Below are 14,918 nucleotides of genomic sequence, written 5' to 3' on the forward strand. Positions count from 1 at the left end.
CAACAATACGAAGTATTGAATCAAAAGAAGCACTCAGATGAATTGAATTAAATCATCTGAGTGCTATTTTTCTGGGATTTATGTCCCAGGGACTTTTAAATATGACACGATAGCGAGAAGCATACTGATATAACGTTTATTTAAATCCGCCATTTTCAGCTAAATCTGAAACTTCATCGCCGAATTTTTCAAAGTTATGTTTAAATCTATCAATTAAATCTTGTGCTTGTTCTCTATAAGCTTCTGGCTTACTCCATGCATTAATAGGATTAAGTAGCGTTTGTGGTACATCTTTAATTTCAACTGGTATATTTAAGCCAAACATATCATCTTTGATGTATTCCGAGTCTCTCAATTGGCCAGTGATAGCTTGTTCAACCATTTGTCTTGTGTAATTTAAACTAATACGACGTCCTGTCCCGTATTTACCACCAGTCCAACCAGTGTTGACCAAGTAAACGTCCACATCGTGTTTATCTATCAGATTACCAAGTAAATCAGCATATACTTTTGCATGTAATGGTAAGAAAGGTGAACCAAAACAAGTTGAGAATGATGGTTCAGGTTCTGTTACACCGCGTTCAGTCCCTGCTAATTTAGCTGTAAAACCGCTTAAAAAATGATACATTGCTTGATCTTTATTTAATTTAGAAATAGGTGGTAAAACACCAAAAGCATCAGCAGTTAAGAAAATAATAGTATTAGGATGCGCTGCTTTAGAAGGTGTAACAATATTTTCTATGTGATTGATTGGATAAGCGGCTCTGGTATTTTCTGTGTAGTAGTTATCATCAAAGTCGATATCACCGTCTTCGTCTACAACCACATTTTCTAAAATAGTCCCGTATTTAATTGCGTCATAAATTTGTGGTTCTTTTTTATAAGAAAGATTAATAGCTTTGGCGTAACAACCACCTTCGATATTGAATATGCCATTTTCATTCCAACCATGTTCATCATCACCGATTAACTTTCGGTTGGCATCTGCAGAAAGTGTTGTTTTACCTGTACCTGATAAGCCGAAAAATAGCGCCACATCACCTTTTTCACCGACATTAGCTGAGCAGTGCATACTCATGATATCATCTTTTGGCAATAAGTAGTTCATAACTGAGAAAATACCCTTTTTCATTTCACCAGCATATTCAGTACCACCAATTAAAATAAGTTTGTGCTTAAAAGAAGTAATAATAAATGTTTCGGAATTTGTACCGTCTTGAGTTGGGTCTGCTTTGAAATGGGGCGCTGAAACAATAGTGAAATCTGATTTGATTTCTTCTGCTTCTTCTTTTGAATCTGGACGAATAAACATATTTTGTGCGAATAAGTTATGCCAAGCGAGTTCATTAACTACTGTTAGTTTGAGTTGTGAATCTTCATCACTACCTGCATAACCATTGAAAACGTACAATTCATCTCTTTCATTTAAGTAATTTAATACTTTTTCATATAAGTTTAAAAATGTCTCTTCGTCAATTGGTTGATTGATATTGCCCCAATCGATATCATCTCTGTAGGATGGTTCATTAACAATGAATTTATCTTTTGGTGAACGTCCAGTGTATTTGCCTGTTTTAGCGTTAATTGCACCTAGTTCAGTTAGTTCGCCTTCATTATTATCAAGAATTTTTTTATACAACTGTGTTGTAGATAGTTGAAATAATGAAGATTGCTTGTCCAAAATACTTTGGATTTTATTTGTGTAAGTGTATGTATCTACTGCCATACTAAATCCCTCCAACGCTATATTAAATGTAAGCCTTTACAATTAAAGAGTATAACACATATGATTTAATAGTCCACACCATTTTAAAAGGAATTTTAATTAATCCTAAATTGACAATGTTACTTAGTTTAGGTACTATAGTGATTAACGGATTCTCTTATCCTGAGTGGCGGAGGGACATGGACCCAATGAAGCCCAGCAACCTCTTCTTATAATGAAGAAAGGTGCCAAACCGTTTGCAGACAAATAGCGTCTGAACGATAAGAGCGAATGGACGTATAAAGGCCTTCTCTCTATTCATAATAGTGACGAAGGCTTTTTTTAATGAGCTCAATAAAAGAGAATTTTCGTAATTTAAAACTAAAGGAGCAAGTTAATTATGACTTATAATAGAAGGTTATTTACTTCAGAATCAGTTACAGAAGGGCACCCAGATAAGATTGCGGATCAAGTATCGGATGCAATTTTAGATGAAATTTTAAAAAATGATCCAAATGCAAGGGTCGCTTGTGAAACAACAGTAACAACAGGTATGGCATTAATTTCCGGGGAGATTTCAACGGCGACATATGTAGATATCCCTAAAGTGGTAAGAGAAACAATTAAAAAAATTGGTTATACACGTGCGAAATTCGGTTATGATAGCCAAACAATGGCTATATTAACAGCTATTGACGAACAGTCACCTGATATTGCTCAAGGCGTGGATAATGCCTTAGAGTACCGAGATCATCTTACAGAAGAAGAGATCGAGGCCACAGGTGCAGGAGATCAAGGCTTAATGTTTGGTTACGCAACAAATGAAACTGATACTTATATGCCATTACCTATCTTTTTATCACATCAACTTGCTAAGCGATTATCAGATGTACGTAAAGATGAAATTTTAAAATATTTACGCCCTGATGGTAAAGTCCAAGTTACAGTTGAATATGACGAGCAAGACAAACCGCAACGTATAGATACGATCGTAGTTTCAGCACAACATGCTGAAAATATTACTTTGGAACAAATTCAGACTGATATCAAAGAACATGTTATTTATCCTACTGTCCCTGAAGGTTTAATTGATGAGCATACAAGATTTTATATCAATCCTACAGGGCGATTTGTAATTGGTGGACCACAGGGCGACGTAGGACTTACAGGCAGAAAAATTATCGTAGATACATATGGTGGTTACGCACGTCATGGTGGTGGTTGCTTTAGTGGGAAGGATCCTACAAAAGTAGATCGTTCAGCAACTTATGCTGCACGTTATGTAGCTAAAAATATAGTTGCAGCAGAACTTGCAGAAAAATGTGAAGTTCAACTTGCATATGCAATTGGTGTTGCAGAACCGGTTTCTATTGCGATTGATACTTTTGGAACAGGTAAAGTAAGTGAAGCAGAATTAGTGGAAGCGGTCAGAGCACACTTTGATTTAAGACCAGCGGGTATAATTAAAATGTTAGATTTAAAACATCCAATTTATAAACAAACTGCTGCCTATGGTCATTTTGGGCGTACAGATATACTTCTACCGTGGGAAAAACTAGATAAAGTTAATTTATTAAAAGATAGTGTGCAAGTATAGGTGAAAAGAACCTTGTTTTTTTAAGTTTACTATCGAATGATGAGCTCATATCTATTATAATTAAGTTACTGAACATATAAAGGAGCGTTGTTGTTATGAATTCATTTGGACCGATAGAAATTGGTTTAATCGTGGCAATTATCGTAGCAGTTATTTGTTTAATCCTATTTTTAGTAGCCTTGAAAAGTAAGAAAAAAGCACAGCAAACAATCGAGGAACAATATAAATCTAGAGAACAAAAACTTAGCGATGAACATGGCGAGGAGCTAGAAAAAGAAAGAATTGAGAATAAAAAGCAAGTAACTAAGCAAAAAGAAGAATATGAGGCCACAGTTAATTCTAAAAATCAAGAAATAGATGCTTTAAAATTATTCTCTAAAAATGAAAGTGAATATGTGACGGACATGCGATTAATTGGTATCCGTGAACGTTTAGTAAATGAAAAACGGATCCGTCCAGAAGACATGCATATAATGGCTAATATTTTCTTGCCAAAGAATAATTTTAGTGACGTTCGCCGTATTAGCCATTTAGTACTTACACGAACTGGTTTGTACATTATTGATTCACAATTATTAAAAGGTCATGTATTTAATGGAATTAATGCTACACAATTTAAAGAACAACCGATGATGGAACAAGTATTTGAAACGTTAGATCTTGACAAACAAACGCCGCAAACATTAGCGATGGATCAAAATGAGGATAAAGATACGTTATCATTTGTTAATTACACGAATTATTTAAATGAAGTTGAAAAACTTGCTGGTGATTTACAAACTGAATTGAATTTGAAATTCACTCCAACTTCAATCCTTTATTTTAATCCAAAGGAAGAAGGCGCAGTGACAATTTCAAATTACGCACAAAGTACAAATTCGAAAGTTCTAGTAGGACCAGAACAACTTGATGAGTACTTTAACAAGTTTGTTTTCCACGGCAGAATTCAATATAATGTTGAAGACTTGCAACGTGTTATGGAAGAAATAGAAATGTTTAATTAATAAAGTTATATAAATAAGCATCTGAATTTGAGTTTGAGTTATAAATAGCCATATTCAAAATAGAATGCATCTTCATTTTTGAATGGAGATGCATTTTTACATTTAACGCTACCTGATAACCTATGAGTATACCTCGAACTTTTTTGTTATTAATAAAAATTATAAATTACATTAATATATAGTTGCCGTTACAAATATTGATAAATTACATTTAAAAATATAGGCATTTTAATTTATTAGTTTGCCGATTTTGATTATTATAAAAGTTAGCTTAATAGAAGAGGGGTTTTTAAATTTGGAACATGTAACTTTTTATAATGGCAATGAAATGCCAATTATTGGTTTAGGTACATTTCGTGTAGAAAACAACGACGAGTGTAAAGCAGCAGTTAAACATGCTATTGAAAGTGGTTATAGACATATAGACACAGCTATGGTTTATGAGAACGAAGAAATGGTTGGCCAAGGTATAGCTGAGGGATTGGCTTCAACAGGATTGAATCGAAGTGACTTGTTTATCACATCTAAACTATGGCTTGCGGATTATGGTCGCGTTAACGTAGCAGATGCTTATGAGACTAGTTTAAATAAATTAGGGCTAGATTATTTAGATTTATATTTAATGCATTGGCCTGGTCTTGATGAAGCGTTAATGATTGATACATGGCAGGGTATGGAAGATTTATATAAAAACGATAAAGTTAAAAATATTGGTGTAAGTAATTTTAATACTGAACATCTTGAAGCGTTATTAGCACAAGTTTCGATTAAACCAGTCATCAATCAAATTGAATTCCATCCATACTTAACTCAGTCCCAATTGAGAAGATATTTGGAAGTGCAAAATATACAGGCTGAATCATGGTCTCCCTTAATGAACGCCCAAATTTTAGAAGACGCTACCGTTAAAGCAGTAGCTTCAGAAATTGGTAAAACGCCTGCGCAAGTCATTATAAGATGGAATGTTGAACACGGCGTAGTTGTAATTCCTAAATCTGTAACGCCATCAAGGATAGAAGAAAACTTAAACGTGTTTGATTTTGTATTAACAAAAGGACAAATTGAACGTTTAGACCAATTAAATGAAGATAAAAGAATTGGTCCAGACCCTTTAGAATTTAGCGGGAATTAAAAAATATATATTGGTATAATACTAAAGACCGTAAGCGAATGCTGACTAATAGCAAAGCTTACGGTCTTATTAATAAAAAATTATACTATTATATAACCTAATAAACATGCAATAAAAGCTACTACATATTGTATTAATGAATAGGTAATAAAATTAAGGATATTTTTTTCTGGTGTTAACATCTTAACTAATTCTGAAGAAAGCGTTGAAAAAGTAGTTAGCCCTCCAAGTATACCAACTACTAAAAATGAATCTACCCATGGAATATTGAGGGACATACCCATGATTAAACCAATAATAAAACTACCTAAGATATTTACAAAAGGTGTAGCTACAGGTAAAGTACTATTTATTTTGTTGGCAAACACGTTAGTAAGAAATCCTCGAATGACTGCACCAATACCGCCACCTAACATCACCAAAATAACTTGAGTCATGAGAAACGTGCCCCCAATCTTACGCCAATATAACAAACTAATACACCTAGTATATAGCTAACCAACGCATAGATAATTAGCATTGCGTAAGCTTGCTGGTGTAAAAATCCAATAAGTTCAAATTGGAAGGTAGAGAACGTTGTAAGGGCCCCTAGTAATCCAGTAGTAATACCCTTTTTAAGTTGAGGGTTGTTGTTAAAATATTGTATTGCCATGGTTCCTAGTAATCCCATTAAAAAAGCGCCCAAGATATTTGCGAGGAATGTCCCGGTCGGGAAACCATCAGTGTAGTTTAATATTGAAAAAGTATAGCGGATCAATGCACCAATAGCTCCTCCAACGAAAATATATACATATTGCACTATTATAACTTCCCTTCAAAAAATAAAACTACAAAAGTATTATAACTTTTGTAGTGAATATTAGAAAATAATACCAAAAGTGGAAAGTGAAGCAATAATATGAATCACTAACACAACTAATATGATATATGGTAAAGCTTTACTAGCTGGTCTAATCCAACCCGAATTTTCGTGTAAATGTTTTATGGATTTATCAGAAAATATAATTGAAATAATTAATATAATAGCATTGATAATACTACAAACAAAAATAAGTTTAACCATTGAATTAAAGTGCATATTTAGTAGAGGGTTTCTAGTATTAAAATAAAAACTAATAATAATTAAAATGCATGATAAATAAAAATAAAGTTTTGAGCGTGCCATAATAACCTCCTAGTGCAATTCATTTAGTAATAATATCATATATTAACTTAAATTTAACTAAATTTACAATAAGTAAAATAATTTAATATATAAATCAAGAGTTTGAAAGTTGTCACTATAGGGTTTACAACAACTGTAGCATTAATGTTTATTCTGAAAAATTTTTGATTATAAGCAGATAAATAGAATTTATTAAAAAAAGATGGTATAAATAAACTGTATGGTTATTGACCGTTATAAAAATAATTCTTTATAGAATTATTTATTTTAGTCAGGAGGAATTAGTAATGGCAAAATTAAATGTTGAAGTGTTTGCAGACGGTGCAGATATTGAAGAAATGAAAGCAGCTTATAAAAATAAACAAGTAGATGGTTTTACAACTAACCCAAGTTTAATGGCAAAAGCAGGTGTAACAGACTATAAAGCTTTCGCTGAAGAAGCTGTTCGTGAAATTCCTGATGCTTCTATCTCATTTGAAGTATTTGCTGATGATTTAGAAACTATGGCAAAAGAAGCTGAAATTTTAAAACAATATGGCAGTAACGTATTTGTTAAAATTCCAGTTGTGAACACAAAAGGTGAATCAACTATTTCTCTAATCAAAAAATTATCAGCAGAAAATGTTCGCTTAAACATCACTGCTGTTTACACTTTAGATCAAGTTAAAGAAATTACAGACGCTATAACAGAAGGTGTACCAACTTATGTATCAGTATTTGCTGGTCGTATTGCTGACACTGGCGTTGACCCAATCCCAATGATGAAAGAGGCTGCTGAAATAACGCACAGCAAAGCAGGCGTAAAATTATTATGGGCAAGTTGTCGTGAAGTCATCAATGTGATTCAAGCTGACGAAGTTGGCGCTGATATTATCACATGTCCTGCAGATGTTGTTAAAAAAGTAAACAATAATCTTGGCCGTGACATCAATGAACTATCAGTTGATACAGTTAAAGGATTTGCAAAAGACATCCAATCTTCAGGACTTTCAATTTTATAATAGACAGAACGAAACAGAAATTTATTTTCTAACAGGTTTCGTGATTTTATCTAGCAAGGGTGGCTAAGAAAAATGCCAGAACTGCAGCGCTTTTTAGCCCAGTCATCCATTGTTAACAATGAAGATGAGCCTAGGATATTAATTTATCCTAGGCTCTCATTTTCTATTAAATGGTATAATGCTTATTTTACTCAGCGATTAGCATCATTTACATTTAAAATTTGAATTTATATTAACGTATGGATTATATTAAAAATAATTTAAAATAAAAGGGTGAAACGAGGTCGTGCGTAACAGTGAAATTACAACAACCAAAGATAGCAATGAATTTAGATACAGGGTTATTAGATGATGTTTTTAAATATGATGGCGTCATTGAGAGGGCAGATATAACTGAATCTCAGTTAAGTAATGTTACATTAGATAAATTAATGATTTACAGTTCAGTAATTAAAAATTGTGATTTATCTCATTCACATTTTAATCGGGTAGACTTTACAGATGTTATTTTTGAAAATTGTGATTTGTCTAATGTAAAAATCGATTTTGGTTCAATACATAGAGTGATTTTCAAGGGTTGTCGTCTTACTGGTGTTCAATTTAAAAAGGTAAGTATTGGGCACGTCTGGTTCGAAGAAGTAAAAGCTGATTTTATAGGTTTTATCGATGCTAAAATTGATAGTTTTTTAACAAGTGACAGTTTTTTAGGTAGTGCGGTTTTTTATAATACAAAACTAAACGATATACAATTAGAAGGTACTAATTTAGAAGATGACTCATTTTACCAAACCCCACTTAAACACTGTGATATAAGCCAAGCATTTTTTAAATCCATACAAGTTAATAAAGAAGACTTGTTCGGATGTAAAGTTTCTAGAGAACAGGCACTACAATTTGCAATATTAATGGGCTTAGAAATTATCGACTAAAGTAGTTGAAAATACAAATTATTTTAGACGTATTTAGTTTTAAAAATATGAATAATATGATTGAAACCGTGAAATAAATAACTTATTCTTTATAAAGGTAGTATACGTTTAATATATTTAAGGAGAAACTTTTAATGAAGGCAAATATTTTTAAACAAAAAGTAAAAAAGCATTTATGGTTTTTAAATAAAAAAGAAAAACAACAACTAGACCAAGTATTATCAGAAGTTACGAAAATGGATCATGGTGAGGAACTTAATCGTCCAATCGCATTTTCAAATCAGTTTTTAAACAATTATATTTTTAAAGAAAAAGTAGCTTCATCATCTTATTTCTTTATGTTATTACTTGGCATTTTATTTACATATATCGTTTTATTAGGTGTATTCTTGTTTGCTTTACTATCAAGCTTATCATCAGTTCAATATTTTATTAAACCGGAAGTACAGTTATCTAGCACTGTAGTTATTTTAACGTTAGTTGGGTCAGTATTATTACTAATTATTAGTATCTACTTGATTCAAAAGGTGACTGGTTATTTTACGAAAAAATTATTAGAGTATAAACATAATAGGTCATTATAATTATATTTTATTGCATTAGGTGAGACAGTGTTATACTTTCTTGCCATTTTTTATATACAAATGTATATGGAACATCAACTATAATAAATGTTGCATTTTCAAAATAGATGATTGACTTATTATTGTGTGATTTAATCCCAACAATAGCATTTGCGTTGATATAGTATTGCAAAGGAGCGCGCTTAGCTTTAAGTGGGAATAAGGTTATATGTGAATTAATAAATATGGGGACCATTTTTCGGATTTTTAATATTTGCTTGGCTTCCTTAATTTGATGAGGGAGCGATAATCGATATGTGTCTAATAAATAGTGAACCGTTGGCATCATTGAAGTAGGATAGTTAAATTGATGTGTTGTATATTGGCCAATAGTCATAAGTTCATCACTAATAACTGTTTTAAGGTACAATAATTTTGATATTTGTGTCATTTTAGGCTCCTAATCTTATTTTGGTGAATAAAATTTATAATACTTTTTTTGAACTTTTTTTCGATAATTTTTTACTGTAGAAATGGAACAATTTAGCATACATGCTAACTCACTTTGCTTATAACCAGAAAGTTTTAATATCAGCCACTGTCTCTCTTTTTCCGTTAATTGCTGTAAAAAATGTTGATACATTAGATGGTTATTAGTAATATCAGTGTTGTTAGTTTGTTCATCTATTTGTTCTGTTAAATATAGGATGTTTGTTTTCTGATTTTGGCATCGGAAAAGGTCTATTAAATAGTAGTTTAAGCGGTTATAAAGGAATTGACCCAAAGAGTAAGTATGATGTGGTAAGTAATTTTGCGTTAACTCCCACATTTTGATAGTGAGTAATTGAGTATATTCTTCTCGATTATACTTAATACGGTATTTGTTTAGTAAAATAAAAATAATATGTTTGAATTGAAAATAGAGTTGTTCGAAAGGCATTATTGAGCTCCATTGTCATATATATATAACATTTATTTCCGGATAAGTTTATTTTATTGGAAAAGATAGTAATTTTCATTTGCTAAATATTGACAATAGGTGTTAAATAGAACTAATAAGATAGATAAAATTTAAGTTTTATAACATCCACGCGTATTCAACTTAAAGATATAACACTTTAGAGTTTTGTATTATCTTCGGACAATAAATCAGGAGGTTTATATGGATTACGCACATTTAAATTTAGAACATTTCTTTGCTAGACATAATGATTTAGATACGATTAAAGATAAATCGGATTTCGTTATGATTAATAATCTTACAAAAGAAATGATGTATCGTGACGGTGAGATAGAAGGTACAATTGATTTAAATCGCTATTATTATAAAAACAGATCGCAAGCAGTGAGTTTTATAATTATGGAATATAATAAAAGTCAAGAGTAATGAAATTAAAATTTCATTACTTTTTTTATGAATATGTAACAACAAACATATAAAATTGTACGTTCAACTATTTAGTGTTAGAATTTAATTTCAGATAGTCTTTTATAATCGTGTATATAATAAAGAGACTTAATATTTCTATTATTACCTATGAGGTGTGAACATGACGAAGCATAAGAAAGGCTCAATACTATCAGTTATTGGTTTATTGATAGTACTTGTAGTAGCTGCAGTCATTGTATTTTCAATGATTTCAGATCAAATCTTTTTTAAAGAAGTTAATCAACAAGAAAAAGTAGAGCAGCTCAATATTACTTTAGATAAAGCAGCAAAAAAACAAATAGATAACTACACAAGTCAACAAGTTTCAAGTAAAAACAATGATACTTGGAGAGATGCATCATCAACTGAAATTAAAGCAGCAATGAATAGTAGTAATTTTATTGAGAGTGATACTCAAAAGTATCAATTTTTGGAACTAGATAAGTATCAAGGTATTGATGAAAATAGAATAAAAAGAATGCTTATTGATAACCCTATACTTTTAGAGCATTCAGATGATTTTATAAAAGCAGCTAAAGAAAAACATGTTAATGAAGTATACTTAATTTCACATGCAATACTTGAAACTGGTTCAGCTAAGAGTGAATTATCTAGCGGCGTCGAGATTGACGGGAAGAAATATTATAATTTCTTTGGTGTAGGTGCTTTAGATGAGGATCCTGTGAAAACTGGTGCTGAATATGCGAAAAAACATGGTTGGGATACACCAGAAAAAGCAATTAGTGGAGGCGCTAATTTTATTCATGGCCATTTCTTATCTAACAAAGATCAAAACACTTTATATAGTATGCGCTGGAATCCAAAAAAACCTGGTGAACATCAATATGCTACAGATATTAAGTGGGCTGAAAGTAATGCAAGCTTAATGGCAGATTTCTATAAAGATATGAAAACAGAAGGTAAATACTATAAATATTTTGTCTACAAAGATGATAAAAAACATCAAGACACATAATCAATACATTGATAAATATAAAGAGATAGGATATAAATATCTCTAGCTAAAACAAAGAAAACGTCAATTTCTATTAAAATTAAAGAAATTGACGTTTTCTTTGTTTTATGAAATGTTTTAACCTGTCGAGCCACGCTTTTTATATCTAATGCTAATGTATCTTGCGATTACAATTCAAGGCGTGGCCTCAGCGATGAAGTAAAGTTACATCGAAGTTTTAATATAAAATGAGCCCTCAAAAATTCAAACTAAAGAAATCTTTTTGAAGAAAAATTATAAGATTAATATCCAGTTTCTTATGATATCGAATATATGACTACTTACACATTGATAAATTTTGTTGTTACTTGAGTAGCGTTGGTTTATTCAGCTTTATTTTTATTGCCAAACAGTAAAAACAATAAGATTGTTGATATAATCACTTTTATAATCAATTTCATTTAATCACTTCCTAATCTTTGAAACCATAGTAACATTAAACTGCAGAATATACACAATATTTATCCATAATATTCAATCACTGTTTTAATTATCACTATCAAAATAATTGTTTTTTTCTAAGAATTCTTTGGCTATCATCGCTGGTGCCTTATCTTTGCCATCAGCTTCATAATTAAGCTTTTGCATTTGTTCTGTATTAATTTTATGGTCTAACTTATTGATTAATGCTTTAATCTGTAGACGTTTTTGTAATAATTCATTTGGTGCTACTGCACTTGCATCATATGGAGAAAAAATGTTTGTCATCCTTAAGCACTACTAAATCATATGCTGATATTTTGCCATCTGTTGTATAACCAAGTGCGACATCTAGTTTATTATTTTTTAAAGCGTCATATACAAGGCTGATTTGCATTGGCTTTAAATCGTTAAAACCAAATCCATAATGTGCTTTGAACGGAACATAACCATCGCCGCCTCGTTTAATCCACGTAGTATCTGTACCAACTTTGACTTGATCTTTTACTTTTTTAAACCTGAAATAGAACGTAAATTGTATTTCTTTGCGGTTTCTTTTGTGACTATAAATGCAAAGGTATTTTCAAAACCATAAGAATTAAAGAATCTTTGATTAAATTTTTGGTTGAACAGTTTTTGAGTAACAGATATTGCTCTATTTGTATCTGTAATGGGTTGCTGTTCCAGCACGCCAACCAAATCGGTTCCAGTATAGCGCGTACTTGAAATATTAGCATCCCCATGTATTAAGGCGTAATGCTAGATTGTGGCTGAGTCTACATTATTTATGATTGAAGCACTCATTGTGCTTTGCGTATCATGTTCAATTAAACCTTTGAGCATATAAGCCATGATTTGCGATTCACTCGTAGCTAAAGCGGAAATTTTAACAGAATTTTTAGATTTACCACCCGAGAGGCCGGGCAAATCACAACTTACTAATAATATTGTACTAGTTATTAATAGATAGATAATCCTTTTAAAATAGTTTGTTTTTAAACTCCTTATATCTTAAATAAGTTTTGATACAATATTTTAATGTTAACATAACTATTAATTTTGTATAATAATAACATAATTCATTAACATGTAATAAGCGTACAATCATTGATATACTAAATATAAATTAATAAAAGTAAGGGTGAATAAAATGCGTATAGCTATCATTGGCATGGGAACTGCAGGCGTTAGTTTATTAAAAGAATTAGTGAAATATGATGAGTTCGACCAAATGAAAGTAGATGTTTACGATAATCCTAAAAATATGGGGCAAGGTATACCATTTCAAAATGACAGCGATCAATTGCTTATCAATTTGCCGGCTAAACAAATGTCTCTCAACTTGAAAAATGAACGCGAATTCTATGAATGGTATCAACAACAATCTATATTTAAATTTTCCAATCCAGAATATTTACCTAGATTTATATTTGGCCATTATATGAAAGACTATTTAGAAACATATCATAAACAATATAAAAATATTCAAATGATTAAAAAAGAAGTTTTAGAAGTGTTTATAGATGCAGATATAGGCGAGACAAATATAAAATATGTCGTCTGTACATCTGAAAAACCAGATTGCCAACAACAATACGATATTGTATTTTTAACAGTTGGTACGTTATCGTATCATGATCCTTATCAATTAAAAGGAACACCGGGATACATACAAACGCCATACCCGACTTATGACACATTGAACGAAGTTGATAGCACAGACAGAATAGCTATTATTGGTACGGGGCTAGCAAGTTTAGATGTTATTCGATTTGTAACTGCGCATCACCCAAATTTACCTATTTCCGTGACTAGCCGAAAAGGTCATTTACCTAGTGTAAGAGGCAATATGCCAGAAATTCAGTTTAAATACGTTACACCTGAAAACTTTAATAAAATCAAAAAAGAAAACTTGGGGAATGTGCCTTTAGAAGATGCTTTAACATTATTTAGAAAAGACTGTACGTATTATGATATTCCAGTAGAAAAATTAGTTCATAGAAGAAAAGGCGACCCTATTGCGGATTTAACATATGATTTAGAACACAAAGAAATATTGGGTAAATTTCAAAGCATTCTTGAATTAGCAAAAGAAAATCTCAATTGGATATGGAATAGTTTTAGTAGAGACGATCAAAAAACTTTTTTACGAAATTACCAATCTATATTAAAAGAGAATTCTAACCCAATGCCTCCACGTACAGCAAGATTAATTATAAACCATATTCAAAACGGACAAATTGAAATAAAAAAAGGGCTAGAAGATGTAAAACATGATGGCCAGCATTTCTGGTTTAAGTATGAAGATGATTTCAAAGCGATTGATAAATTTGATGTTGTAATCAATGCAACGGGTTCAAAATCACATTTGTCAGAGTTAGATAATGATGATCAATTGATTCTAAACTTAGAAAATAGACAAGTTGTTCAGGCACACCCATTAGGCGGCATACAGATTATTCCTGAAACAAATCAAATTATAAGCCCACGGTATGGTACTTTAAAAAACATGTTCGCTTTAGGTCAATTGACAAATGGGATTAATCAATCTCGTAACGGCGTAACAATGATTGTAAAACAAGCTGTTAGTGTGGTAGAAAATTTATTAAACCGCGATCAAAATAAGTGCTAGTCTAAATAATATATGAACTGAAACCTATCTTTACTATTTATATAAATATGTTTAGCGAACACTTGATCATATACATGTGACCTTACTAAATAGTTTGTATTGGTTATTTTAATTATAATACGTAAAAGTAATTTGACTTTTTAACAGATTAATATTTAAGTAAACACATAAAAGTTTTAATTAGTTTATTAATGATGTTTAACGTTTAGTTGTTTTAATTTTTTATAAAAAATTTCTTGAAAATCTTGTTGTCACAAGGAATTGAAGTGTTTTCAACAGATAAACAAAACCGACTTAAGTAATAAGAATTGTTTTTTACCATAAAA

At 31.1% G+C, this 14,918-nt stretch carries 16 protein-coding genes, 1 pseudogene and 1 riboswitch; of the genes and pseudogenes, 10 read left to right on the forward strand and 7 right to left on the reverse strand.

All coding sequences use genetic code 11. The annotated features are described in order from the left end of the window. Positions 1–136: 136 nt before the first annotated feature. A complete protein-coding gene (gene pckA / locus KA894_RS00535; protein ID WP_096809053.1) occupies positions 137–1,726 on the reverse strand; it encodes a phosphoenolpyruvate carboxykinase (ATP) in 1,590 nt (529 codons plus the stop codon). A 154-nt stretch (positions 1,727–1,880) separates the two neighbouring features. Next, positions 1,881–1,993, forward strand: a riboswitch (SAM riboswitch). Positions 1,994–2,105: 112 nt separating this feature from the next. Here pckA and metK point away from each other — a divergent pair. The 3 genes from metK to KA894_RS00550 all read left to right on the forward strand — a co-directional run bounded on the left by metK (position 2,106) and on the right by KA894_RS00550 (position 5,438). Then, entirely contained in the window at positions 2,106–3,302 is a 1,197-nt protein-coding gene (metK, locus tag KA894_RS00540; RefSeq protein WP_119488217.1) for a methionine adenosyltransferase, read from the forward strand. A gap of 95 nt (positions 3,303–3,397) precedes the next feature. Then, the gene (locus tag KA894_RS00545; protein ID WP_096809057.1) at positions 3,398–4,306 is read left to right on the forward strand and encodes a nuclease-related domain-containing protein; all 909 of its coding nucleotides are present in this window, start codon (positions 3,398–3,400) and stop codon (positions 4,304–4,306) included. 295 nt (positions 4,307–4,601) lie between these two features. Next, entirely contained in the window at positions 4,602–5,438 is an 837-nt protein-coding gene (locus KA894_RS00550; RefSeq protein WP_096809059.1) for an aldo/keto reductase, read from the forward strand. 80 nt (positions 5,439–5,518) lie between these two features. Here KA894_RS00550 and KA894_RS00555 read toward each other — a convergent pair whose 3' ends face one another. From KA894_RS00555 to KA894_RS00565, 3 genes are read right to left on the reverse strand one after another with little or no spacing between them, the layout of a single operon-like run. Next, entirely contained in the window at positions 5,519–5,875 is a 357-nt protein-coding gene (locus KA894_RS00555) for a fluoride efflux transporter FluC (RefSeq protein ID WP_096809060.1), read from the reverse strand. Then, the gene (gene crcB, locus KA894_RS00560) at positions 5,872–6,237 is read right to left on the reverse strand and encodes a fluoride efflux transporter CrcB (RefSeq protein WP_096809062.1); all 366 of its coding nucleotides are present in this window, start codon (positions 6,235–6,237) and stop codon (positions 5,872–5,874) included. Before crcB ends, KA894_RS00555 begins: the two co-directional genes overlap by 4 nt. A 60-nt stretch (positions 6,238–6,297) precedes the next feature. Then, positions 6,298–6,603: a hypothetical protein gene (locus tag KA894_RS00565; RefSeq protein ID WP_096809063.1), complete on the reverse strand. Its 306-nt coding sequence runs from the start codon at positions 6,601–6,603 to the stop codon at positions 6,298–6,300. A 287-nt stretch (positions 6,604–6,890) separates the two neighbouring features. Here KA894_RS00565 and KA894_RS00570 point away from each other — a divergent pair, with 287 nt between their 5' ends. The 4 genes from KA894_RS00570 to KA894_RS00585 all read left to right on the forward strand — a co-directional run bounded on the left by KA894_RS00570 (position 6,891) and on the right by KA894_RS00585 (position 9,117). Next, positions 6,891–7,604, forward strand: coding sequence for a transaldolase (locus KA894_RS00570; protein ID WP_096809065.1), 714 nt, complete (start codon positions 6,891–6,893; stop codon positions 7,602–7,604). A gap of 72 nt (positions 7,605–7,676) precedes the next feature. Next, positions 7,677–7,829 (forward strand): hypothetical protein, encoded by a 153-nt coding sequence (locus tag KA894_RS00575; protein ID WP_159085238.1) that lies wholly within the window; start codon positions 7,677–7,679, stop codon positions 7,827–7,829. Positions 7,830–7,900: 71 nt separating this feature from the next. After that, the gene (locus KA894_RS00580) at positions 7,901–8,533 is read left to right on the forward strand and encodes a pentapeptide repeat-containing protein (protein WP_210133620.1); all 633 of its coding nucleotides are present in this window, start codon (positions 7,901–7,903) and stop codon (positions 8,531–8,533) included. 134 nt (positions 8,534–8,667) lie between these two features. Further along, positions 8,668–9,117 (forward strand): hypothetical protein, encoded by a 450-nt coding sequence (locus KA894_RS00585; RefSeq protein ID WP_107644566.1) that lies wholly within the window; start codon positions 8,668–8,670, stop codon positions 9,115–9,117. 7 nt (positions 9,118–9,124) lie between these two features. On the opposite strand, the gene KA894_RS00590 is transcribed toward KA894_RS00585, so the two are convergent. Next, complete coding sequence (locus KA894_RS00590; RefSeq protein WP_096809071.1) at positions 9,125–9,547, reverse strand: competence protein ComK; 423 nt, start codon at positions 9,545–9,547, stop codon at positions 9,125–9,127. A 15-nt stretch (positions 9,548–9,562) separates the two neighbouring features. After that, positions 9,563–10,036 (reverse strand): sigma-70 family RNA polymerase sigma factor, encoded by a 474-nt coding sequence (locus KA894_RS00595; protein WP_096809072.1) that lies wholly within the window; start codon positions 10,034–10,036, stop codon positions 9,563–9,565. 222 nt (positions 10,037–10,258) lie between these two features. Here KA894_RS00595 and KA894_RS00600 point away from each other — a divergent pair, with 222 nt between their 5' ends. Beyond that, positions 10,259–10,483 carry a hypothetical protein gene (locus KA894_RS00600; RefSeq protein WP_096809074.1) on the forward strand — a complete coding sequence of 75 codons (225 nt, stop codon included), beginning with the start codon at positions 10,259–10,261 and terminating at the stop codon, positions 10,481–10,483. A gap of 163 nt (positions 10,484–10,646) precedes the next feature. Continuing rightward, a complete protein-coding gene (gene sagB / locus KA894_RS00605) occupies positions 10,647–11,501 on the forward strand; it encodes a peptidoglycan release complex glucosaminidase SagB (protein ID WP_096809076.1) in 855 nt (284 codons plus the stop codon). A gap of 525 nt (positions 11,502–12,026) precedes the next feature. On the opposite strand, the pseudogene KA894_RS00610 reads toward sagB, so the two are convergent. After that, positions 12,027–12,968: pseudogene (locus KA894_RS00610) on the reverse strand (glycine betaine ABC transporter substrate-binding protein). A 142-nt stretch (positions 12,969–13,110) separates the two neighbouring features. Between KA894_RS00610 and KA894_RS00615 the strand changes: the two are divergent. After that, positions 13,111–14,592 (forward strand): FAD/NAD(P)-binding protein, encoded by a 1,482-nt coding sequence (locus tag KA894_RS00615; RefSeq protein WP_115342096.1) that lies wholly within the window; start codon positions 13,111–13,113, stop codon positions 14,590–14,592. Positions 14,593–14,918 lie beyond the last annotated feature (326 nt).

Origin of the sequence: Staphylococcus sp. GDY8P131P (assembly GCF_017891975.1) — a bacterium.
In the GTDB taxonomy this organism is placed as follows: domain Bacteria; phylum Bacillota; class Bacilli; order Staphylococcales; family Staphylococcaceae; genus Staphylococcus; species Staphylococcus nepalensis.